The sequence below is a fragment of the Streptomyces ossamyceticus genome (assembly GCF_001418475.1).
Taxonomy (GTDB): Bacteria; Actinomycetota; Actinomycetes; order Streptomycetales; family Streptomycetaceae; genus Streptomyces; species Streptomyces ossamyceticus.
In genome coordinates, this window is sequence record NZ_LIQX01000149.1 from 1 (window position 1) to 22,419 (window position 22,419).

22 protein-coding genes and 1 pseudogene are annotated in these 22,419 nt (G+C 72.8%); 13 read left to right on the top strand and 10 right to left on the bottom strand.

Translation table 11 applies throughout. The annotated features are described in order from the left end of the window. Positions 1-670 (bottom strand): helix-turn-helix domain-containing protein (locus AOK15_RS46720; RefSeq protein WP_240508403.1); only part of this gene is annotated, 670 nt, incomplete at its 3' end. Between the two features lie 220 nt (positions 671-890). Here AOK15_RS46720 and AOK15_RS12665 point away from each other — a divergent pair. The 3 genes from AOK15_RS12665 (at position 891) to AOK15_RS12675 (ending at position 2,690) form a co-directional block, all read left to right on the top strand. Then, the gene (locus AOK15_RS12665; protein ID WP_055515967.1) at positions 891-1,574 is read left to right on the top strand and encodes a hypothetical protein; all 684 of its coding nucleotides are present in this window, start codon (positions 891-893) and stop codon (positions 1,572-1,574) included. An 80-nt stretch (positions 1,575-1,654) separates the two neighbouring features. After that, positions 1,655-2,119 (top strand): hypothetical protein, encoded by a 465-nt coding sequence (locus AOK15_RS12670; RefSeq protein ID WP_055515969.1) that lies wholly within the window; start codon positions 1,655-1,657, stop codon positions 2,117-2,119. A gap of 55 nt (positions 2,120-2,174) precedes the next feature. Beyond that, entirely contained in the window at positions 2,175-2,690 is a 516-nt protein-coding gene (locus tag AOK15_RS12675; RefSeq protein ID WP_079058449.1) for a mycothiol transferase, read from the top strand. Here the strand turns inward: AOK15_RS12675 and AOK15_RS12680 are convergent. The 5 genes from AOK15_RS12680 to AOK15_RS12700 form a co-directional block, all read right to left on the bottom strand. Then, entirely contained in the window at positions 2,672-3,742 is a 1,071-nt protein-coding gene (locus AOK15_RS12680) for an adenosine deaminase (protein WP_055515974.1), read from the bottom strand. The two genes, AOK15_RS12675 and AOK15_RS12680, sit on opposite strands and share 19 nt — an antisense overlap. Before the next feature lie 140 nt (positions 3,743-3,882). Next, a complete protein-coding gene (locus tag AOK15_RS12685; protein ID WP_055515977.1) occupies positions 3,883-4,290 on the bottom strand; it encodes a VOC family protein in 408 nt (135 codons plus the stop codon). 170 nt (positions 4,291-4,460) lie between these two features. Further along, on the bottom strand, positions 4,461-5,786 hold the full coding sequence (locus tag AOK15_RS12690) for a hypothetical protein (protein WP_055515979.1): 1,326 nt from the start codon (positions 5,784-5,786) through the stop codon (positions 4,461-4,463). A gap of 143 nt (positions 5,787-5,929) precedes the next feature. Further along, positions 5,930-7,297: a phosphoinositide-specific phospholipase C-related protein gene (locus tag AOK15_RS12695; RefSeq protein WP_055515981.1), complete on the bottom strand. Its 1,368-nt coding sequence runs from the start codon at positions 7,295-7,297 to the stop codon at positions 5,930-5,932. Between the two features lie 107 nt (positions 7,298-7,404). Beyond that, positions 7,405-8,292: a glycoside hydrolase family 19 protein gene (locus tag AOK15_RS12700; protein WP_055515983.1), complete on the bottom strand. Its 888-nt coding sequence runs from the start codon at positions 8,290-8,292 to the stop codon at positions 7,405-7,407. Positions 8,293-8,532: 240 nt separating this feature from the next. Here AOK15_RS12700 and AOK15_RS12705 point away from each other — a divergent pair, with 240 nt between their 5' ends. The 3 genes from AOK15_RS12705 (at position 8,533) to AOK15_RS12715 (ending at position 11,335) form a co-directional block, all read left to right on the top strand. After that, on the top strand, positions 8,533-9,576 hold the full coding sequence (locus AOK15_RS12705) for an acyl-CoA dehydrogenase family protein (RefSeq protein WP_055515985.1): 1,044 nt from the start codon (positions 8,533-8,535) through the stop codon (positions 9,574-9,576). A gap of 91 nt (positions 9,577-9,667) precedes the next feature. Continuing rightward, complete coding sequence (locus tag AOK15_RS12710; RefSeq protein ID WP_055515987.1) at positions 9,668-10,321, top strand: dihydrofolate reductase family protein; 654 nt, start codon at positions 9,668-9,670, stop codon at positions 10,319-10,321. A 102-nt stretch (positions 10,322-10,423) separates the two neighbouring features. Continuing rightward, complete coding sequence (locus tag AOK15_RS12715) at positions 10,424-11,335, top strand: hypothetical protein (protein WP_055515989.1); 912 nt, start codon at positions 10,424-10,426, stop codon at positions 11,333-11,335. 81 nt (positions 11,336-11,416) lie between these two features. Here AOK15_RS12715 and AOK15_RS45595 read toward each other — a convergent pair. Next, positions 11,417-11,641 (bottom strand): annotated as a pseudogene (locus AOK15_RS45595) (hypothetical protein); the annotation flags it as partial. Between the two features lie 73 nt (positions 11,642-11,714). Between AOK15_RS45595 and AOK15_RS43875 the strand changes: the two are divergent. Beyond that, on the top strand, positions 11,715-11,867 hold the full coding sequence (locus AOK15_RS43875) for a hypothetical protein (protein WP_185093855.1): 153 nt from the start codon (positions 11,715-11,717) through the stop codon (positions 11,865-11,867). Positions 11,868-11,889: 22 nt separating this feature from the next. On the opposite strand, the gene AOK15_RS12725 is transcribed toward AOK15_RS43875, so the two are convergent. Both AOK15_RS12725 and AOK15_RS12730 read right to left on the bottom strand, forming a co-directional pair. Beyond that, positions 11,890-13,977: an MMPL family transporter gene (locus AOK15_RS12725; protein ID WP_055515994.1), complete on the bottom strand. Its 2,088-nt coding sequence runs from the start codon at positions 13,975-13,977 to the stop codon at positions 11,890-11,892. 160 nt (positions 13,978-14,137) lie between these two features. Next, positions 14,138-14,635: a MarR family winged helix-turn-helix transcriptional regulator gene (locus AOK15_RS12730; RefSeq protein ID WP_055515995.1), complete on the bottom strand. Its 498-nt coding sequence runs from the start codon at positions 14,633-14,635 to the stop codon at positions 14,138-14,140. Between the two features lie 134 nt (positions 14,636-14,769). On the opposite strand from AOK15_RS12730, the gene AOK15_RS12735 reads away from it, so the two are divergent. Together AOK15_RS12735 and AOK15_RS12740 are read left to right on the top strand one after the other, a co-directional pair. Next, positions 14,770-16,302 carry an SDR family oxidoreductase gene (locus AOK15_RS12735; protein WP_055515997.1) on the top strand — a complete coding sequence of 511 codons (1,533 nt, stop codon included), beginning with the start codon at positions 14,770-14,772 and terminating at the stop codon, positions 16,300-16,302. A gap of 129 nt (positions 16,303-16,431) precedes the next feature. After that, complete coding sequence (locus tag AOK15_RS12740) at positions 16,432-17,799, top strand: cryptochrome/photolyase family protein (protein WP_055515999.1); 1,368 nt, start codon at positions 16,432-16,434, stop codon at positions 17,797-17,799. A gap of 74 nt (positions 17,800-17,873) precedes the next feature. Here AOK15_RS12740 and AOK15_RS12745 read toward each other — a convergent pair whose 3' ends face one another. Beyond that, positions 17,874-18,917: a MerR family transcriptional regulator gene (locus AOK15_RS12745; RefSeq protein WP_055516001.1), complete on the bottom strand. Its 1,044-nt coding sequence runs from the start codon at positions 18,915-18,917 to the stop codon at positions 17,874-17,876. Between the two features lie 121 nt (positions 18,918-19,038). Between AOK15_RS12745 and AOK15_RS12750 the strand changes: the two genes are divergently transcribed. The 4 genes from AOK15_RS12750 to AOK15_RS12765 all read left to right on the top strand — a co-directional run bounded on the left by AOK15_RS12750 (position 19,039) and on the right by AOK15_RS12765 (position 22,187). Then, positions 19,039-19,623 (top strand): sigma-70 family RNA polymerase sigma factor, encoded by a 585-nt coding sequence (locus AOK15_RS12750; RefSeq protein ID WP_055516003.1) that lies wholly within the window; start codon positions 19,039-19,041, stop codon positions 19,621-19,623. A gap of 347 nt (positions 19,624-19,970) precedes the next feature. Beyond that, positions 19,971-20,426, top strand: coding sequence for an SPW repeat protein (locus AOK15_RS12755; protein WP_055516005.1), 456 nt, complete (start codon positions 19,971-19,973; stop codon positions 20,424-20,426). Between the two features lie 210 nt (positions 20,427-20,636). Beyond that, positions 20,637-21,839, top strand: a complete 1,203-nt coding sequence (locus tag AOK15_RS12760) for an aminoglycoside phosphotransferase family protein (RefSeq protein WP_055516007.1) — start codon at positions 20,637-20,639, stop codon at positions 21,837-21,839. Between the two features lie 84 nt (positions 21,840-21,923). After that, positions 21,924-22,187 (top strand): GlsB/YeaQ/YmgE family stress response membrane protein, encoded by a 264-nt coding sequence (locus tag AOK15_RS12765; protein ID WP_055516009.1) that lies wholly within the window; start codon positions 21,924-21,926, stop codon positions 22,185-22,187. Positions 22,188-22,419: the final 232 nt, after the last annotated feature.

A 22,419-nucleotide genomic window follows, 5' to 3' on the forward strand; every position in this document is an offset into this window, starting at 1 on the left:
CCCTGGCACCGTCGGCGGCGGATCCTCGCCCCCGCCGCCGACGGTGCCAGGGACGGCGGGAAGGAGATGCGGGGGTGGCGGCCTTCGAGACTTCGCCGGACACCGTGGACTCGGCCTCGTCGGAGTCGAAGTCGGAGTCGGCCACGGACGCCACGTGCGGCTCAGGGACGGCATCGGCCTCCACACCGGCCCCGGCCTCTGTCCTTGTCTCCGCCTCTGACCTTGTTTCCGCCTCTGACCTTGTTTCCGTCTCTGCCCTTGTCTCCGTCTCTGACCTTGTCTCCGCCTCTGACCTTGTCTCCGCCTCTGCCGCTGCCTCAGCCCCGATCCCGACCCCGGCCCCCTGACCGCCATCGACCCCGCCACCGACCCCGGCGCCGGTCCCGGCGGCCCCCGCGCTCGCCGTCCGCGCGCGCTGGCGGGCCGCGACCGCCAGGAGCCACAGACGGTGCAGTTCCACCCGTTCCTCCGCCGTCGCCCCGCACAGCGCGGCGAACCGCTCGACGGGGGCGAAGTCCGTGGGGACCGTGTCACCGGCGCAGTAGCGGTGCAGCGTGGAGGTGTTCATGTGGAGCCGACGGGCCAGCTGGCCGTAACTGCGGTCCGTGGCCTCCTTCAGTCGGGTGAGCCACGCCGCGAATGCCTGGACGTCCTCCGGTGCTGCCGACACTTCTCTCCCTGCCCTCCCCGCCCCGGGACGGCATCCCAGGACTCCATATACCTGCACGTCAGAGGGGCTGGGATGGTTCCACCCCGGTGGATGCGTCCCAGATCGTTGCGTCCGTGTCCGGCGACGGCTGATGCTCTTGGTGTCGCACCGACCGGGCCGGACGGACCACCCGGCGTCGGCGGCATCCACACATCCACGTACTCGTTCATGGGGGACATCCATGCCCAAGCGCACCCGAGCAGGCGCGCTCACCGCACTCCTCGCCGCATGCCTCGCAGCGGGCTCCACGGTCACGGCGACCGCCTCACCCGCGGCCCTCTCACCCGCGGCCCTCTCACCCGCGACCGGCGCAACCCCGGCCGGCGCACCGGCACCCGCGGCGAAGGCGAGCGCCGCGCCGAAGTTCCTCTCGGCGTCCCAGCTTCCGCCCCACCCGTCGTCCTCCTGGCGGGCCGGCAAGGTCACCGACGGCGTGCCCGAGGAGTACCAGTACTGCCTGGGCGACGCACTCCTGGCCTACGACGCCCGGCACCGCGTCTTCCGCACCGACCTGGAGACCAGCGCCAGACAGCTCAACATCGTCGTCGGCAGCGCCGCCAAGGCCAAGGCTCTCGCCGCGCGGCTGAACAAGGACTACCGGAAGTGCGCGGCCCGCATCGACGCCGATCCCGACCTCAAGGCCCAGTACCGGGACTACGGCTCGCTGCCGGTCGAGGAGGGCGCACGCGTCCACGGGCTGCACGTCCGTACGTCCTGGGGCGCGATGGACGTCCAGCTGCTCTCGGTGGGCCGGGACGGCAGGACCGTCACCGTCGTCGACTGGGCCCAGATGGGCGACTTCAAGAGCGCGCCGGTCAAGGCGTTCAAGAAGACGACGACCACGGCCGTGAACAAGCTCCACTGAGCCCACCGCCGCCGACCGGCACCACTGATCACACGCTCGCACGATCACACGACAGCAGTACTGGAAAACCGGGGAATCACATGAACAGCACGCGCACCATCCGCCGTACCGCCCTGGCCGCCGGCCTCGCCCTGGCCCTCGGCCTCGGCATGACGGCCACGGCGTCCGCCGGCGGTCCGCGCACCGTCAGCGGCAAGCCGTCCGACGCGGTGACCCGTATCGCCGACTTCTACGGCGCCTACATCGACGCGCAGAGCGGCCCGGGCAACGGCGGCAAGCTCGCCGAGGAGCTGCGGAAGTACTACCTGACGGCCGATCTGCGCAAGCAGCTCAAGGCCTGGGAGGCGAAGAACAACGCGGACGGCGTCCTGCGCGCCCAGAACGTGCCCGTGTCATGGAAGGTCACCGACAACGGCACCGCGAACCACACGGAGGCCGGGATCACCTTCACCTGGGGCGACGGCAGGAAGACCAAGCTCGTCGTCGACATGACCCGCGGTTACAAGATCTTCCACATCGGCACGAAGGGCGCTTCCGGCAGCTGACGGACAGGTCCACGGGGGCGGTGCGGGCGCGGCGCCGATGGCCGATGGTGGACGTATGGATGTGAAGGACGTTCTCATCGACGCGTTCGGCCGGATCAAGGAGGAGGTCCACGGCGCGGTGGACGGACTCTCCGCCGAGGACCTCCACGCCCGCCCCGCCCCCGGCGCCAACTCCGTCGCCTGGCTGGTGTGGCACCTCACCCGGATCCAGGACGACCATGTCGCCGATGTCGCCGGACTCGACCAGGTCTGGCTGTCCCAGGGCTGGGAGAAGCGCTTCGGGCTGGGTCTGCCGCGCCACGACACGGGCTACGGGCACAGCGCGGCGCAGGTCGGGAAGGTGCGGGTGGACTCCGCCGACCTGCTGACCGGGTACTACGACGCCGTGCACGACCAGACCCTCGGATATGTGCGCGGGCTGACCGGCCGGAGTCTCGGGCGCATCGTGGACGAGCGCTGGGATCCGCCGGTCAGCCTGGGCGTCCGTCTGGTGAGCGTCCTGGCCGACGATCTTCAGCATGCCGGCCAGGCCGCGTACGTACGGGGTCTGCTTCAGCGCGCGGACTCGTAGCCCGGCAGCACGACGTCACGGATCAGGGCGTTCCGCTCGTCGAACGGGATGAACGCGCTCTTGAGGGCGTTGACGGTGACGGTGCGCAGGTCGTCGAGGGTCCAGCCGGCCTCCTCGACGAGCAGGCCCATCTCCCGGCTCATGGTCGTCCCGGAAACCAGACGGTTGTCGGTGTTGAGGGTGACGCGGAAGCCGAGGTCCTTCAGGGCGGTGATGGGGTGCTCCGCGATGGAGGTGGCCGCGCCGGTCTGGAGGTTGGAGGTGGGGCACATCTCAAGGGCGACTCGGCGGTCCCGGACCCAGGCGGCGAGGCGGCCGAGCTTGCCGTCGACGATGTCCTCGGTGATGCGGACGCCGTGGCCGATGCGCTGGGCGCCGCACACCTGCAGGGCCTGGTGGATGCTGGGCAGGCCGTGGGCCTCACCGGCGTGGATCGTGAAGGGGACGCTCTCGCGGCGCAGGTGCTCGAACGCGGCCAGGTGGTCGGCGGGCGGGAAGCCGTCCTCGGCGCCCGCGATGTCGAAGCCGACGACACCGGCGTCCCGGAAGGCGACGGCCAGGTCGGCGGCCTCGCGGACCCGGTCGAACATCCGCATCCCGCACAGCAGCGTGCCCACGCGGACCGGGGTGCCCTGGGCCGCCGCCTTGGCCATACCGGCGGCGAGGCCCTCCTGCACGGTCTCGACGACCTCGGCGAGGGCCAGCCCGCCCCTGGTGTTCAGCTCGGGGGCGTAGCGGACCTCGCCGTAGACGACGCCGTCGGCAGCCAGGTCGAGCACGTACTCCTCGGCGGCGCGCAGCAGGCCCTCACGGGTCTGCAGCACGGCGAGGGTGTGCTCGAAGGTGGCTATGTACCGCACCAGGTCACCGGAGTTGGCGGCCTCGTAGAACCAGGCGGCGAGGCTCTCAGGGTCGGTCTCGGGGAGGGTGTGGCCGACCTCCGCCGCGAGCTCGACGAGGCTCGCGGGGCGCAGACCGCCGTCGAGGTGGTCGTGCAGGACGACCTTGGGGAGGCGGCGGATGATGTCGGCGTCGATGCGGGGCGCGGTCATGGCGTTCGTTCCTCGGCAGGTGGTGCGGTGGGTGTGCGGCAGGAGCGCCGGTCGGGTCCGGGGGGCGGCCCGGCAGGCGGCTCGGTCGGAGACTGCTCGGTCGGTGGCGGCCGAGGCGGGACGGCTCGGCCGGGAGTGACTCAGTCGGCGCCGGCTCGGTCAGCGGGCTGGAGGAGGTCCCAGCGGTTTCCGTACAGGTCCTCGAAGACGGCGACGGAGCCGTACGGCTCGTGGCGCGGGTCCTCCAGGAACCTGACGCCCGAGGCCAGCATCCGGGCGTGGTCGCGGGCGAAGTCGTCGGTGTGGAGGAAGAAGCCCACGCGTCCGCCGGTCTGGTCGCCGATCCGGCCGCGCTGCGCCTCGTCCTTGGCCCGGGCGAGCAGCAGTCCGGTGCCCGCGCCCCCGGTGCCCGGCTCGACGACGACCCAGCGGCCGCCGTCGGGCCTCGGGGCGTCCTCGACGAGCCGGAAGCCGAGCGCCTCGGTGTAGAAGCGGATCGCCTCGTCGTGGTCGTCGACCACAAGGGTGACCAGGGCGACGCGTCTCATCGGAGGGCCTCTCGGGTGGGGCGCGGTTCACGCGCGGGGCGGTGCGGGGATCTACCGAGGTTCGCTCGGGGTTCCCGGGAGGTTATACGTAACACCTGCCGGACGGCAACTGGCGTGCACGACGGAGGCCCCCCGCGGACGCAGGGGGCCTCATCGGCGGGAACTCCGGGTCAGTCGCCCGGGGAGGCCTTGCGGAGGGCGGCGATGCAGGTGTGGAGCGCCTCCTGGAGTTCCTCCAGGCGCTGGAGCATGTCGTCCTCGTAGATCGCGTCGAGGTCCATGGCGTCGTCGAGGGTCAGCTCCTCGAAGACCTTCGTCGCCTTCTGGAGGCTGCTGTAGAACTTCGTGCGGCGTTCCTGGACCCGCAGCTCGGGGTTCGACTCGACGGTCTGGACGACGAGCTCCTTGACGGTGTCGTACGCCTCCGTCGCCCACTCGCCGGTGTCCTCGTCGTCGTCCAGCTCGTCGATGAGGGACAGGTGCCGCTCTGCCTCGGCGCGCAGTTCGGCGGGGGCGTCGATGACCTGCCCGGCGGGGGTCTTGACCTGGCCGTTCTCCACGATCTGCCGGACGTACCCGATGCGGGTCGCGGCCTGGGTCTCGCTGGCGACGGCCTTCTTCAGCTCCTCCGTGCGCGCGATGTCACGGGCGAGTTCGGTCTGGAGGGACGGGTCCTCCTTGAGCCGGTCGAGGAGAGCGGTGCGGGCCGCCTGGGCGGTGGAGGGGTCGGCGAGGATCGCGGCGCGCAGCGCTGTGGGGTTCTCGGCGACCTCCAGGGCCTTGGTGGGGCGGATGCCCTCGGCCTCGGCAGCCGCGGTGATGGCGGTGCCCCGGTCGGAGGTCGCACTGGAGCGGGAGCTGTAGTACGACAGCCAGACGTCCGAGTCGGGCAGGTCGATCTCGGCGCCGGGGGCGAGCGCCTCGAAGTGCGGGACCATGCCTTCGTCGGCCGCCTTGTCCCACGCCTTGTAGTAGCGCATGACGCGCTCCGCCGAGCACCCGGCCAGCTCCGCGAACCGCTTCGCGGACACCTTCACGGTCTCCCCGGGCAGTTCCCCGCCGGGCCGCACGCTCCGCGCCACCTTCAGGGCGAACGCCCAGCCGCCGGTGCGGGCGTACACCCCGAAGTCGTGTGCGTCGCGGACGACTTGCTCGTCCACGACCTCCGCGGCGTCCACGACGCCCTCGGCACCCTCCGGGCCGTCGGCGCCCTCGGCATCCCCGGCGCGGATCGTGGCGCCCGGGGTGGCGGTCGCGTCGCCGTCCACGGCGGGCGGGGTCGGCGCGTCGCCCGACACCTGGGCCGGTACCTGGCCGGCGGACGCCTCGGAGGGGCCCTCCCCGCCGGCCTCGTCCAGCCGGACACCGGCGTTGGTGTCGGCGGTGGCGCCCGGCTCGACCCAGATTCCCTCCTCCTGCGCCGGCGCTCCCCCGGTCGCCGGCGTCTCGTCGGCGGGCGGTACGGCCGACGCGGAGTGGGCGGTGGCTACGCTCACGGATGACTCTCCCGAGTGGTGACGAACGACAGGGCAGAACAGGCAGCCTATATGAACCGCTTGGTGCCGCTTTGCGCCGCGATCCCGTGCGGGTGAGTCACCACCAGCCCCCCGGAGGAGTCTTCCGGCGAGGTACTCCCACCCTACGGATAGGTGTACGTGTTCAGGGTCGTGACCGCCGATGCCGCGTTGCCCAGGTTGTAGTGGTCGACCGCGAGGAAGTTCGGCTTCTTGCGGGCGGCCGGCTGGCAGAAGCGCTGGGCACGGTCGGCCAGCTTCGCGTTGTCATTGGTGGCGGTGCCGGTGATGCCGACGTCGCGGAAGTGGTTCATGACGAACAGCGGCTTGAACGCGGACTCGGTGCGGGTGAGCGGGATGTTGGTGTTGGCGTCGTACCAGCGGCTGTAGCAGGACCAGTCGGAGGAGCCGATGCCGCCGCCCATGGACCAGTAGTTCTCGACGGTCCACTCCTTCTGGTACATGACACCGAAGGTGTCGCGGGTCAGTCCGGCGGCTTGGTCGGAGGCGCGGCTGCGGTCGGTGAAGATGAGCAGGCGGTCGTTCGCAGCGATCAGATCGGCCATCCTCGGCCAGCCGCCGGTGCGCACGCCGGCCTGGTCGGGCCGGTACAGCACGTCGGACAGGCCGTTGACACGGGCGAGTTCGGAGCGCAGGACGGCCGGGTCGACGTAGTCCTCCAGGAACACGGTGAGGAACTGGTCGGGGTTCTGCTTGAGGAAGTCGACCATGCGCTGGATGTCGACCCAGAGGGCGACGGGCCGGCTGACGAGGGTGCAGCTGTTGTGGCAGAGGATCGCGCCGTCGGGGGTCTGGTGGATGTCCAGCATGAATCCGCGTACGCCGTCGGCGAGTTGCTGGTTGATACCGCGTGTCTGGTTCGGGACGAGGTTGACGAAGGGGGGTGCGAAGCCGCCGTCGACGCCGTTGGCGTAGGCGTTGTGGGCGGTGAGGAACGTGACCTGGTCCAGGGTGCGCTGCCCGGCGGGCGGCATGGGGTTGGTGGTGGGGTTGACCGGGGTGAGGTACCAGGCGGCCAGGTCGCCCGCGCCGCCGGTGACCAGCGGGGCGGGGTGGTTGGCGCCGGAGGGCTTGGCGCCGACCGTGAGGTAGCGCTCGGCGCCGGGCACCTTGAGCCGGTGGCGGCCGGAGCCGAGGTCGGTGATGTCCCAGGCCGCGTCGCCACTGGCGCAGGCGACGGTTCTGGCCTGGTCGCCGGAGCGGCCGAGACAACTGCCCGCGGCGTCCACGCTCTCCAGCACGTAGGAGGCTCCGCTCGCCCGCAGCGTCCACTGCTGGCGGTCCTCGTTGCCCTTGGGCCGGTGCTGTTCCACCGCTCCCCCGCTGTCGGCCGCGTTGAGTCCGGTGACGGCGCTCTGCACGTAGTAGGCGCCCGGAGCGGGAACCGCGGCGGAGGCCGCGGGCGCGGGCGCGGCCACAACGGCGGCCAGTGCCACGGCGGCCGCGAGCGAGGTGGTACGGGGGCTTGGCATGGGGGTGCCCTTCGTCGGAACGGGGACGGGAGCGGGGCCCGCCCGCGACGCGGGCCGGACCCCGGAGTCAAAGTCAGGTGCATGACATCACGGCGGAGGGGTCGCCGTCAGCAGTACAGGTTGCCGCCCGGCGAAGTCCCGAGGATCTGTACGAACCGCTGGTAAGCGCTCACCCGGCTCTGCACCTGCGCCGGGTTCTTGCCGTCGCACTCCAGCGAGCCGTTGATGCTGCGGATGGTGTGGCCGAAGCCCGCTCCGGTGACCATCGCTTGGTGGCCGGTCATGCTGCCGGGGCCGGTCTGGGTGTTCCAGTACCACAGGGCGGTCTTCCAGGCGACGGCCGCGTCGTTCTGCACCAGCCAGGGGTTGCCCAGCAGGTTGAGGCCCAACGCGTCCCCGGCCGCCTTGTAGTTGAAGTTCCAGCTGAGCTGGATCGGGCCCCGGCCGTAGTAGGCCGACTGTCCGGCGGGACAGCCGTAGGGCCTGCTCCAGTCGCAGTAGGTGGGGTAGTTGGCGGTGTTCTGCTCGACGATGTGGACCAGCCCGCCCGTCTCGTGGTTGACGTCGGCGAGGAACGCCGCCGCCTCCTGCTTCTTGACGGTGTCGCTGCCGGTGGTGGCGAAGGCCGGGAACGCGCTCATGGCCGCCCGCAGCCCGCTGTACGAGTAGAACGAGTTCCGGTTCGGGAACATCTGGTTGAACTGCGCCTCGCTCACCACGAACCCGGAGGGGTTGGTGGGACCGTTCTCGCAGGCGTACGGCTCCCAGTACCAGGTGCTGATGGTGGGGTCGTAGCCCGGGTTGGCATGCTCCGCCACGTAGGCACGGCCGTCGGTGTAGCGGACGATGTCACCGGCGGCGTAGGAGCGGCCCGCCACCCAGTTCGGGTAGCTGGAGCAGGGAGCGGCGCTCGCGCTCTGGGCGGGCAGCAGCAGGGGTGTGGAACCGCCGATGACCAGCGCGGTCAGCAGGGCGGAAAGTCGGCGCCTCGACACGGGATCAACTCCTTCGTGGGGCACGGCCACACCCGGGCGAGGCTCCGCAGGGCATGACAGGGACGGACCTCGCGCGCCCGCGCCGGCGGAGCCGGCCACGGTGCGGGGCGGCCGTGGTGGGGGGTGTGGTGGCACACTCAACCGCGTTGGTCTGTACCAGTCAAGGGTGTAGACCAGTCAAAGACGCGTCGGCGACGCGAAAAGGTGATCTTCCGGTGCGGGGGCGGGGAGAATCGCCCCATGACCACGTCACCGCATCCTCTCGTCGTCCGGGCGCGCAGTCTCGCCGCCGAAGTGCTGGCGCCTCAGGCCGAGCGCGTCGATCAGGAGCAGGTGCCCGCGAGCAGCATCGAGGCGATCAAGAGGTCGGGGCTGCTGGGGGTGAACGCGCCGCAGGCGTACGGCGGTTCGGGGGCGTCTAACTCCGTGGCGCGGGAGATCGCGGAGGTCCTGGCGGGCGCGTGCTGCGCGACGTGGTTCGTGCAGGCCCAGCACTACACGCCCGTACTGACCCTCACCAAGACCGAACTCCCGGCCAAGGAGCGGCTGTTGGCGAAGCTGGCGACGGGCGAGCTGCTGTCCGGGGTGGCGTACGCGCATCTGCGGAGGTACCCGCAGGTACCGGTCCGGGCCGTGCCCAAGCGCGGCGGCTGGCGGTTCCACGGGACGGTTCCCTGGTACACGGGGTGGGGCCTGAACGATGTGATGCTGCTGGCCGGCGTCACGGACGCGGACGAGGTGGTGTTCGCGTTCGCGGAGGCCAGACAGCAGTCGGGGTTGAAGGCGTCGCCGCCGATGCGGCTGGCCGCACTGACCGCCGCCCGCACGGTCTCGCTCCGGCTCGACGGGCTGTGGATCCCCGACGAGGCGGTGGCCCTGCACGCCCCGTACGAGAGCTGGGCGGCGGGCGACCGGCCCAAACCGGCGAACGCCTCGCCGGCCGTGTTCGGCGTCGCCGAGTCGGCGCTGTCGCTGCTGGACCAGGACGACCCCACGACGAAGGGGCTGCGACTGCGGCTGGACAAGGTACGGCGGCAGGCCTACGCCCTCGCGGACCATCCCGCGCCGCACGAGCACATGGAGGAGCGGTTGGCGCTCAAGACGAAGGCGTTCGATCTGATGCGGACGGCGACGACCGCCGCGCTCGTCACCGGCGGCGGGCGCGCCCTGGACCTGGACAACCGGGCGCAACGTCTCGCGCGTGAGGCGATGTTCCTGCTGGTGCAGGGGCAGACGGCGGAGGTGCGCCGGGCCCATCTGGGGGCACTGTCGGCCGCGTACTGAGGGGGCGACGCGTCCCGAGGGGCCATCATCGTTCCATCACCGCGTCGGTCCGACGCGGCTCGAACGGCAAGCGGAAAGGAGGGCGCCGGCCATGTCCCTCGCCCGCGTCCACAACTTCTCCATCTCGCTCGACGGTTACGGCACCGGTGAGGGCCTGAGCCGTGAGGCGCCCTTCGGCCACGCCGGTGAGAGGTTGCACCAGTGGATGTTCGCCACCCGGTGGTGGCACGAGCTGACCGGCGGGTCCGGTGGGCAGGGCGGGCTCGACGACACCTTCGCGCGGCGGTTCGCGCCCGGCATCGGCGCGGAGATCATGGGCGCGGGAAAGTTCGGCTACCCCGGATGGCACGACGACCCCGAGTGGAAGGGATGGTGGGGACCCAACCCGCCGTTCCACACACCGGCCTTCGTCCTCACCCGTCACCCGCGCCCGTCGCTCGCCATGGAGGGTGGCACGACGTTCCACTTCCTCGACGCCTCACCCGCCGAAGCGCTGGAGCGGGCCCGTGAGGCCGCGGGCGGCCAGGACGTCCGGATCGGCGGAGGACCCACCGTGGTCCGCGACTTCCTCGCCGCCCGGCTCATCGACCATCTGCACGTCGTGGTGGTGCCGCTCCTGCTCGGCCGGGGCGTCCGGCTCTGGGACGGGCTGGAGGGCGTGGAGGAGGACTACACGATCGAGTCCGTGTCCTCGCCCAGCGGCGTCACCCATCTGACGTTCACCCGGGCGGGCGTCGCACCGTGATGTCCACGGCCCCCTGGAGACGGACGCCCCGCCGCCGTACGCTCGACCCCGTACCGCATCGCATGGCGGGCTTCCGACACCTTCTCCGACCGGGGGTCCCCCATGCCCGCGCCACAGGTGCGCCCGTTCCGCCGCGCCGACCGTGACCAGCTCACCGACCTGATCAACACGCATGTCGCCGCCGTCGTCCCCGGTGTGTCCGTCTCCGTGAACACGGTGCTCAGCGATCTGGAGCGCCGCCCGGAGGAATTCCTCACCGACCCCTGGGTGAGCGAGCGGGTCACCCTCGTCGCCGAGCGGCGCGACCACATCGTGGCCGCCGCCCATCTGCTGCGCTACCGCGCGGACGACGAGGTCGGCCCGCACTACCGGGACGTCGGCGAGATCGGCTGGTTCGTCGGCCGGGTGCCGGCGTCCTTCCTGCCGGACACCGAGGAGGCGGCGGACCTGCTGATGAGCGCCTGCCTGGCGCAGCTGGCCCGATGGGGCGTGCGCGCCCGATACGCGGACGGGGGGCTTCCCGCCCCGGCCGTGTACGGGGTGCCACGGGCCTGGCCGCACGTCCGCGCCGTCTACGCACGTGCGGGCTTCCGGCATGTGGGCGACACCGAGGTCGTCCTCATCGCCCGCGTCGGCGACCTGCCTTCCGCCGAGCCGAGGCGGGGCATCACGGTCGACCGCACGCTGGGCGAGTGCGGCACCCGCCTCACGGCGCACGCCGCCGGTCACGCGATCGGCTTCATCGAGGTGGACACGGCCCTGTTCCGCCCTGAGCGTCGCACCCGCGGCTCCGGCCTCGCCGACATCGGCAATCTGAGCATCGCCCCCTCGGCGCACGTGGACGGTCTGGAGCACTGGCTTCTCGGGCAGGCCGCCGACTGGCTGCGCCTGTGCGGCGTGGACCGTCTGCTGGCCTGCGAGGCGGCGGCCGACCGGGCGGCGATCGACCGGCTGACCTCGGCGGGCTTCCGCGAACTGACCCGGACCGACCGCCACTGGGAGCACCGCCCCTGACGACGACGCGACGTCCCCTCAGCTCGCGAAGGGCACCAGGGCCGGCGGCGCGGCCGGCCCTGCGGACGGGGCCGGCAGGCGGGTCAGCTCGCCGTCGAAGCCGAGGTCCTCGGCGGCGCGGGTGATCTGGCTCAGGTAGGCGACGGTCGGCGGCCGGTCCCGGCACCACGCGTCGCCGGCCCGACGGTCCCGGCCGGACTCGGTGGCGGGGGTGCCGTGGCCGCCGCCGACGAGGTGGCGTCCGTGAACAGGTCGTCGAGGATGCCGCTCAGAGCCGGCCGTGGGGTGGGGGCCGGTGCCACTCAGCACGTAGCGGCCGATGTGCTGGACCTTCCAGCGGGCCGGGTCATGCAGGGTGTGGGTACGGGCGAGGCGTGGGGTGCTCACCCACCGGCCGGTCGCGGACGACAAGACCCGGGTGCTGCTGATGCTCCGGCGGCGCCGTGCGGGGTCGGCGCCGCGGGCGGCCCGGGAGCTGCACGAGGCGTTGGTGTGCCGGGCACGGGAGCTGGGCGCACGGACCGAACCATGACCCCGAGGGGCCCCCGGTCGCCTCAGTCGCCGTCGGTCACGGTCGTGCCGCGGCTCATGCGGCTCGGCCACCAGGCGCGTTCCCCGATGTCCCGGACCAGGGCCGGCACCAGCAGCGAGCGCACCACGAGGGTGTCGAGGAGGACGCCGAAGGCGACGATGAAGGCGATCTGGGCGAGGAAGGCCAGCGGGATGACACCCAGCGCGGCGAAGGTCGCGGCGAGTACGACGCCCGCGGAGGTGATGACGCCGCCGGTGGTGACCAGCCCGCGCAGCACGCCCTCGCGCACGCCGTGCCGCAGGGACTCCTCGCGGACCCGGGACATCAGGAAGATGTTGTAGTCGACGCCCAGGGCGACCAGGAACACGAAGCCGTAGAGGGGCACGGACGGATCGGTGCCGGTGAACCCGAACACGTGCTGGAACACGAGCGCGGAGACGCCCAGCGTGGCCACGAAGTTCAGGGCCACCGTGGCGACCAGAAGCACCGGCAGCAGCAGCGAACGCAGCAGCCCGACCAGGATGAGGAGGATGACCGCGAGGACGACCGGGACGATCAGGGTGCGGTCGCGTTCGGCGGTGCGCAGGGTGTCGTACTGCTGGGCGGTGTAGCCGCCGACGAGGGCGTCCGCGCCGGGTACGGCGTGCAGCCCGGTGCGCAGCCGCGCCACGGTGTCCTTCGCGGCGTCGCTGTCCGCCGCGGCGGTGAGGGTGACGTCGACCCGGACGCGGCCGTCGACGACCCGGGGCTCGCCGCCGGGTCGCCCGGAGCCGCTGACGGCGGTCGCCGAGGCGACCCCGTCGGTGTCGCGGGCCGCGGCGAGCACCCGGTCCAGGCGGTCGGCGTCGGCGATGACCACGGCGGGGTTGCCCGAGCCGCCGGGGAAGTGGTCGCCGAGCGTCTGCTGGGCGACGACGGACGGGGCGTCGTTGACGAAGGTCTCGTCGAGCGGGACCCCCTTGGAGGTGAGCGTCGGCGCGAAGGCGGCCCCGACGAGCAGGGCGGCCAGGGTCACCGCCCAGACCCGGCGCGGTGCCCGGTCGACGAGGGCGGCGACGCGTCGCCACACGCCCTCGCCGGTCGACGCGGACGCGGGCCGGGCAGCGGGCTTGGCGGGCCAGTAGGCGGCGCGGCCCAGTGCGACGAGGACGGCGGGCAGGAACGTGAGCGTGGCGAGGACGGCGCAGCCGATGCCGATGGCGCCGACGGGTCCGAGCGCCCGGTTGTTGGTGAGGTCGCTGAGCAGCAGGGCGAGCAGGCCCAGCGCGACGGTCGCGGCGCTCGCCACGATCGCGCCCCAGGACTGCCGGAGGGCCTCGCGCATCGCGGTGAAGCGGTCGGTCCGTGCGGCGAGTTCCTCGCGGAAACGGGCGGTGAGGAGGAGGGCGTAGTCGGTGGCCGCGCCGATGACGAGGATGGAGAGGATGCCCTGGACCTGTCCGTCGACGCGGACGACTCCCCGGTCGGCGAGGGCGTACACGACGGCGCAGGCGAGACCGAGGGCGAACACGGCGCCGAGGATGATCAGCAGTGGCAGCAGGACGCTGCGGTAGACGAGCAGAAGGATCACCAGCACGGTGACCAGCGCGACGGCGAGCAGCAGGCCGTCGATACCGGCGAAGGCGTCCGCCAGGTCCGCCTGACTGGCCGCGGGCCCCGCCAGTTGCACGGTGGTGCCGGGGACGCGTTCGGCGGCGGCCCGGATCCGGTCGAGGGTGCCGGCCAGGTCGTCGCCCAGGTCGGGCCGGAGCGGGACCACGCCCTGGAGGGCTTGCCGGTCGTCGGAGAGCAGGGCGGGCGAGACCGGTCCGGCCAGGCCGGGGCCGTCGGCGAGGGAGGCGAGGGCACGGTCGGCGGAGGCTTGCCGCTCGGGCATGTCCTCCCCCGTCCACACGACGATCACCGGGAGCGTCTCCTCCTGGCGGAAGGCCCGCTGCGCGGCTATGACCTCCGTGGACTCGGCGCTGCGCGGCAGGAACGCGGCCTGGTCGTTGGTGGCGACCTCGCCGAGGCGCCCGGCGTAGGGGCCGAGGACGCCTCCGACTACGAGCCAGACGGCGATCAGTAGGAGGGGGACGAGCCGGCGGGCGCGTCGGGGGGTGGTGGACATGGTGCTCCAGGCGGGAGGGAGATGACTCAACGAAAAACAATCTCAATGATTGAACTTGTTGACGGCGGCGATCATAGACGGTGCCTGCTCTTCCGCGGTCACCCGGTCTTCGGATGCACCCGCCGCACGATCACGCCCTTGGGACGCACCCGCCGCACGATCAGCGGTGGCGGTCGGCGCCCGTGCCCAGTTCCTCGTTCATCGCCGCGAGGAACCGCAGGACGACGGCCAGTTCCTCACCGGTGAAGCGGGAACGGGCGGCCTCGGTGGCCTCCGCCAGGGGCCGGAAGTAGGTGCGGGCGGCCGAACGGGCGTCGGCCGCGTAGTACAGGTGGACCACCCGGCGGTCCGCGCTCTCCCGGACACGGCGTACGTGTCCGGCGCGCTCCAGCCGGTCCACGCAGGCGGTGACGGCCCCGGAGGTCAGTCCGAGGTGTTCGCGCAGGCGTTTGGGTGTCATGGGCGCGTCCGCGTCGAGGATCGCCGCGAGCGCCTGGACGTCCGTCGCGTGCAGCCCGTGGTCACCCGCGAACGCGTGCACGAGCCGGTTGATCTCGCCGTTCATCCGGCGCAGGGCGACGGCGAAGGCTTGCAGATCGGTCGCCGCCGCGGCGGGACCCTGCTCCCCGTCCCCCGTCCCCCGTCGCGGGTCGTTCACTGTGGCCACGCGGCAAGGGTAGTCGCCGTACCGATCACTCGATCGCGGGGCGCCGGGCCGCCGGTGCATCCGGGACCGGCTCCGTGGGGGAAATGATGACCGGGGGAACGCAGACGCGGAGGACCGAGGGATCCATGACGGGAGAAGCTGAGCGCGGCGCCGGCCCGCTGTGCCTGGTGACCGGTGCGACGGGATACATCGGCGGCCGGCTCGTACCGGAACTGCTGGAGGCGGGCCTGCGGGTGCGCTGTCTGGCCCGCTCCCCGGAGCGGCTGCGCGACCACCCGTGGGCGGAGGCGGTCGAGGTGGTCCGCGGCGACGTGACCGACGCGGAGTCCGTGGCACGGGCGATGCGCGGGGTCGACGTCGGCTACTACCTGGTGCACGCCCTGGGCACGGGCGACGACTTCGAGGAGACGGACCGGCGGGCCGCGAGGATCTTCGGGGAGCAGGCGCGCGCCGCGGGCGTGGGCCGGCTCGTCTACCTCGGCGGTCTCACCCCGTACGGCGTGCCCGAGGAGGAGCTGTCGCCGCACCTGCGCTCCCGCGCCGAGGTCGGGCGGATTCTGCTGGACTGCGGTGTGCCCACGGCCGTGCTGCGGGCGGCGGTCGTCATCGGCTCGGGGTCGGCCTCCTTCGAGATGCTGCGCTACCTCACCGAGCGGCTCCCGGTGATGGTGACGCCGAGTTGGGTGCACACCCGGATCCAGCCCGTCGCCGTCCGGGACGTGCTGCGCGCCCTCGTGGGCTGCGCCCGGTTGCCGGACGACGTCAGCCGGGCCTTCGACATCGGCGGCCCGGACGTCCTGACGTACCGCGAGATGATGATCCGCTACGCGGCCGTCGCCGGGCTGCCGCCCCGGCTCATCCTGTCCGTGCCGATGCTCACCCCCGGTCTGTCGAGCCACTGGGTCGGACTGGTCACGCCCGTGCCCGCCTCCATCGCCCGGCCGCTCACCGAGTCGCTGCGGCACGAGGTGGTGTGCCACGAGCACGACATCGCGCGGTACGTGCCGGATCCGCCCGGCCATCCGGTCGGCTTCGACGAGGCGGTGCGGCTCGCCCTGCGGCGGGTGCGCGAGGCACGGGTGACCACCCGCTGGTCGTCCGCCTCCCTGCCCGGAGCGCCCAGCGATCCGCTGCCCACCGACCCCGACTGGGCGGGCGGCAGCCTCTACACGGACCGGCGCGAACTGTGTGTGGACGCCCCGTGCGCGTCCCTGTGGCGGGTCATCGAGGGCATCGGCGGCGACAACGGCTGGTACTCCTTCCCGCTCGCCTGGGCCGTACGGGGCTGGCTGGACCGGCTGGCGGGCGGGGTGGGCCTGCGCCGGGGCCGCCGGGACGCCACCCGGCTGCGGGTGGGCGACTCGCTCGACTTCTGGCGGGTGGAGGAGATCGAACGGGGGCGGCTGCTGCGACTGCGGGCGGAGATGCGGCTGCCGGGTCTGGCGTGGCTGGAGATGTACGCGGACACGGACGACGCCGGCCGCACGGTCTTCCGCCAGCGCGCCCTGTTCCATCCGCACGGGCTGCTCGGTCACGCCTACTGGTGGAGCGTGGCCCCCTTCCACTCCGTCGTGTTCGGCGGCATGGCCCGCAACATCGCGCGGGCCGCGGTGTCCGACGCGGCCGCCCGCGCGCGGGAGCGGGCCCCCGCACGGTGACGCGCCCCGTGACGCGCGCCGGGGCGAGCGAGCCGGAGGACCCCGGTCACGGCACACGCTCGGCGCATCCGTCGGAGGCCGCTTCCCGGAAGCAGCAGGTGATCCGTCTTCTCGCCACCGGAGCCCCCCATGAACGTCTCGGTCGTCCTGTTCACCTCCGACCTGCGGCTGCACGACCATCCGCCGCTGCGCGCCGCCCTCGACGGTGCGCGCGAGGTGGTCCCGCTGTTCGTGCGGGACCGGGCCGTGGCGGAGGCCGGGTTCGCGGTGCCCAACCGGCTGGCGTTCCTCGCCGACTGCCTCAGCGATCTCGACTCGGGGCTGCGGGAGCGAGGCGGCCGGCTCGTGGTGCGCTCCGGGGACGTGGTGCGGGAGGTCTGCAAGGTGGCCACCGAGGCGGAAGCCGACGAGGTGCATGTGGCGGCCGACGTCAGCGGGTACGCGCGGCGGCGCGAGGAGCGGCTGCGGCGCGCCCTGGAGGCGGAGGGCGTACGCCTGCACGTGCACGACACGGTGGTGGGCGCGGTGGACCCCGGCGCGGTGTCGCCCGCCTCCTCGGACCACTTCGCGGTCTTCACGCCGTACTTCGGCCACTGGTCGCGGCAGCGGCTGCGCGACCCGCTGGCCGCGCCGCGCACCGTGCGGGTGCCGGACGGGATCGGCTCGGAGGAACTCCCGGCGCGTGACGGGCTGTCGGGGCTGTCGCCGGGGCTGGCGGCGGGCGGCGAGACGGAGGGCCGCGCGCGGTTCGCGGACTGGCTGCGGTCGGGCATCGCCACGTACGACGACCGCCACGACGACCTGGCGGGCGACGCGACCTCGCGGCTCTCGCCCCATCTGCACTTCGGCGCCCTCTCCCCCGTCGAGCTGGTCCACCGGGCACGCCGGGTGGGCGGTCCGGGCGCGGAGGCGTTCGTACGGCAGCTGGCGTGGCGGGACTTCCACCGTCAGGTGCTGGCCGCCCGGCCGGCGGCGGCCACCGCGGACTACCGCGCCAAGCACGACGACTGGCGGTCCGCGCCGGAGGAGGTCCGGGCCTGGCGGGAGGGCCGCACCGGCTACCCCGTGGTGGACGCGGCCATGCGTCAGCTCCTCCACGAGGGCTGGATGCACAACCGGGGCCGCCTCCTCGTCGCGAGCTTCCTCACCAAGACCCTGTACGTCGACTGGCGGGTCGGCGCCCGGCACTTCCTGGATCTCCTGGTCGACGGCGACATGGCCAACAACCAGCTCAACTGGCAGTGGATGGCCGGGACCGGCACCGACACCCGCCCCAACCGGATCCTCAACCCGGTCACCCAGGCCAAGCGGTACGACCCGGACGGGGCCTATGTACGGCGCTGGGTACCGGAGTTGGCGGACGTGGCCGGACCGGCCGTGCACGAGCCGTGGAAGCTCCAGGGCCTGGACCGCGCCGCGCTGGACTACCCCGACCCGATCGTCGACCTCGCCGAAGGCCGGGAGCGCTTCCTGCGCGGGCGCACGGGAACGCCGTAACTCCCGCACGACATGGACGGCATGGACGGCATGGACGGCAGGGAAGACCGGGGGCGTCGCGGGTGCCCGGCGGCTCAGGAAACCCGGCCGTACAGGTCGGTGAGCATGTCCACCGCCTCGCCGAGCGCCGACGGGCGGACCATGCCCTCCGAGGGGCGTCCGTGCCAGCCGGGGCCGCCGAGCACGACGACGGGGCGGCGGCGGGCGCCCTTCACGCCCCAGCGCGCGGCGGCGACATGACGGGCCAGGGGCACGCTCGCCGTGGAGCGGGCCTGCGCCCAGAGGACGACGGCGGTCGGCCCCAGCCGGTCGACCGCCGCGACCAGGGCCTCGGCGGGCACGGCGGCCCCGAACATACGGCTGGGCAGGCCGAGTTGACTCAAGGCGGCGTTGAGGGCCTCCAGCGGAAGGGTGTGCTGCTCGCCGGGGACGCAGGCGAGGACCACCGGACCGGGGGCCGCGGTCTCGTGACGGGATCCGGCGGGTGCGGCGCAGCGGCGCAGGACCGTGGAGACGTGCCACGAGAGCAGGTGCTCGACCTCGACGTAGCGGTCCCCGGACGACTCCCACTTGCGGCCCACCGCGTGCAGCGTCGGCACCAGCACCTCCTGCCAGGCGACCGTGACGCCGTACCGCTCGACGACCCCGGCGAGCCGCTCCTCGACGGCCGGCGCGTCAAGCCGTACGGCGGCCCGGGCGAGCCCCCGGCACTCCTGGCGCACATCGGCGGCGGTGGGATCGGCGGCCCCGGCGGCCGAGGCGGTGGGTGCCGAGGACCGCGGCCGTGCGGGGGCGGGCGCCGGTCCACCGCCCTCGGCCACACCGAGGTCTCCGTCGTCCTCCCAGTCGTCGGGGGCTCCTTCTCCCGTGCCCTTCTGCGCCGCGCGCGCCGCCTCCGCGGTCGGCACCCCGGCTGAGGTCAGGCGGCACATCGTCTCGACCATCGCGACGTCCTGCGGGGTCCAGCGCCGGTGCCGCCCGTCGGGGCGGACGGCGGGTCCGATGCCGTAGCGCCGGTCCCAGGAGCGCAGGGTCGTGGGCGACACGCCCAGTCTCCGCGCCACTGCCCCGGTGGTGAGCCCCGCGTCGACGGGGGTTTCGTCCCTGAACAGACCCATACGACGACTATACGATGCAGAAGCGATGCGAGTTGAGGCCGATCTGTCCCGCCTCGCACGATGACGGCATTCCCCACGCATTCCCACCGCATTCCCCACGCCTACGCGAGGAGCCGTCCTCATGAGCCCTGTCCGCACGGGCGCGCCGCCCGCCGCCGCCGACGACGAAGTGGCTCGGGGCCTGGCGGCGGGCGACGAGACATGCCTGGCGGTGGCGTACGAACGCTGGTCGGCGCTGGTGCACGCGCTCGCCCGGCGGAGTCTCGGCGACACAGCGGAGGCGGAGGACGTCACCCAGCAGGTGTTCCTCGGGGTGTGGCGCGGACGGCACGGGTACCGGCCGGACCGGGGCGCGGTCGGCACCTGGATCGTGGGCATCACCCGGCGCAGGATCGCCGACGCCCTCTCCGCGCGGACCCGCAGGGCGGACCTGGCGGCCTCCGCGGGCACCGCGCAGGCGCTCGCCGGGGGCAGTCCGGGCCGCGGCGAGGACTCCGAGGCGGCACTCGACCGCGTACTGATCCGCTCCGAGCTGGCCCGACTGCCCGCGCCGCAGCGGCGGGTCCTCCACCTGGCCTTCTACGAGGACCTCACCCAGACGCAGATCGCGGAACGCACGGGCCTGCCCCTGGGCACGGTCAAGAGCCACACCCGGCGCGGGCTACGACGCCTGCACGGACGCCTGACCGAGAGCGACCGCATGTGACCTGCACCCGACCATCCTCATTCGCTACATGAACGATGCGGATCGGTCCAGCTCGCCCGCATAGTGCTGCATCCGAACCACTCTCCACACCGGAAGTACGGGCTGGGCAGGGTCGAACGGCCGCCCGCCGCGCCCGGTCGACACTCCCGACCGGGTCCGTCCCCGGGGAACGGTCGGCGATCCCCGGGGACGGTTCCCCTCCCCCGCCCCTCACACCGCCCGATCGCGCCTCTCCGCTCTACGACATCTACACATAAAGGAGAAATAAGAGCAGAATGAGCGTACGCGGCCCTTTCCGCACACCCCGTCGGACGCGGTCAGGCTGCCGAGTTCAAAGGAGTCGAGTCATGGCCAACGTCTCACACAGGAGTGACATCACCAGCCACCCTGACGTAACCGAAATGCGGGCCCGGTACGACCGCATGCTCGGTGGTCGCGATGTGGCGCTCGTCGACGGACCGGTGTTCCTGCTCGGTCTGTACTGCGCCGTTTCCCCGTGGATACTCCACTACACGACGAGCCAGCCCTCGCTGGTGCCCCACAACCTGATCGTGGGCATCGCGATCGGTCTGCTGGCCCTCGGCTTCACCGCAGCGCCGGAGAGGATGTACGGACTGAGCTGGGCCATGTGCGCCCTCGGAGTCTGGATGATCATCGCGCCGTGGATCGTGGGCGACAGCCCCGACGCCGGTGTCGTGGTCAACAACATCATCATCGGCGCCCTCGCTCTGGCCCTCGGAATGCTGTGCGCCGGAGCATCGGCGAAGGGCGGCTCCCGCGCCTCCCGTACTCCGCCGATGTAGAACAGAAGACCCGCGAGGGGTACTGACGGCCGATCCGCCCCGGCGGGTCGGCCGTCGCCGTAGGGGGACCCGCGTGGGAGCCACGTGCGGGGGTGGCACGCGTGAGGGTGTCACGCGTGGGCGTGCCCGCGAACGGGGGCCTGCGAACGTGCTGCTCTCCGGCCGATATTCGCTCGCCGGGGGCCCACCCGCGCCCGCACACTGGCGCCCGTGAGTCGAACCGTCAGCGCATGGGTCACCTCGGGTGGCAACTTCCTCGGGGTCACCGGCCCCTTGCCCGTCGATGTCCCCTGGTGGGCCGAGGTCGAGCAGGTCGTCCGGCATCTGGAGCGGGCCCTACAGGTGCCCGTGCTGGTCCTGCGTCTCCTCTCCGTCGTCGGGGGCGAGGGCGGGCGGGACGGCCATGTGACCTACCACGTCGAGGCGTCCGCGCCGCCGAGGCCCGGCGCGCTGGAGCAGCGGCAGGTGGACCGGGCGCTGTGGAGCGGCGACGAGCCCCTCCGGTCGCCGTGGGCACGGGCCGACGGGCTGCGGGAGTTGCTCGACTGGGCCCGGCGGACACTGTCCGACCAGGGGCGGCCGGTGACGGGGCCGGTCGAGCAGCGGAGGACCTGGAACCTGGCGGGGCTGTTCCGGCTGCCCACCGGACGCGGCCCGGTCTGGCTCAAGGCCACCCCTGGTTTCGCCTCCGACGAGGCGACCGTCATCGCCGCGTTCGCCGAGGTCGCCCCGGGGCTCGTCCCCACCGTGCTCGGCGCCGCCGAAGGGCGCGTCCTGCTGGAGCACATCCCCGGCGAGGACTGCTGGAACGCCGATGCCCGCACCGTCGAGGCCGGGGTACGCCGCTTCGTCGCCGCCCAGGCCGCACTGGCCGACAGACGGCCGCACGGACTGCGGGACCGGCGCGACGCGACGCTCGCCGCTCTCGCGCGCCGCCTCCTGGACGGCACCGTCCCCCTGGAGATCAGCGCGCGGGAACGGGACACCGCACGGGAGTTGACGGACCGCTGGGACCTGCTCGCCGCGTGCGGACTGCCCGACACGCTGGTGCACGCCGACTTCCATCCCGGCAACTGGCGCGGCGACGGCGGCCCGCCCGTCGTCGTGGACTTCGCCGACGCCCACTGGGGCAATCCGGTCCTGGACTGTCTGCGCCTGCACGACTATCTCCCCGACGCCGTGCGGGCGACGGCCGTCCGCACCTGGGTGGACGCCTGGCGGTCCCACATGCCCGTGAGCGACCCCGCGCGTGCGCTCGCGCTCGCCGAACCCCTGGCGCATCTGACGTACGCCGTGCGCTACCAGGAGTTCCTGGACGGCATCGAGCCGTCGGAGCGGCCGTACCACGCGGGCGACCCGGCCACAGCGATCCGGCGGGCGGTGCGATGTGCCGCGCGTACGGGCGGTTCGTGAAGAACCTGAAACCGAAACGGAGTGCACTCGCGTTCGAAGGGCACTCGCATGCTGCGGGGGTCACGACGAAGGGGCGGAGAGCAGATGGAGATCGACGGCATCATCAGTGCCATCATCATCGGCATTGTGATCGGTGTCCTGGGACGGCTGGTCGTCCCGGGCCGGCAGCGCATCGGCATCCTGCTGACGATTCTCGTCGGCATCGTCGCCGCGCTCATCGGATCCGCGATCGCCGCGGGGATCGGCGTGGCCGACACCGACGGCGTCGACTGGGTCGAGTGGCTCATCCAGATAGGACTCGCGGCACTGGGCGTCGTGGCACTGGACCGCGCCAAGGCCCGACGCTGAGGCGACGTCGGGCAAGGGCAGCGGAACACGGCGCGACGACACCGGCGGCGCCGGGGCGGCAGCGGCAGGATCGCCGCCCCGGCGCCGCCGCGCGTCACAGCCGCCGGTGCCCCATGCGCCGCAGCGACGGATGCCCGCGTGCCGCCGTAATTCCGTTGTGGCGCGGTCGTTGCCACGGCTAGCGTGCCCCGACTCGGCGGCCCGGGATTCCCCGGTTCGCCGCCCACCCGCC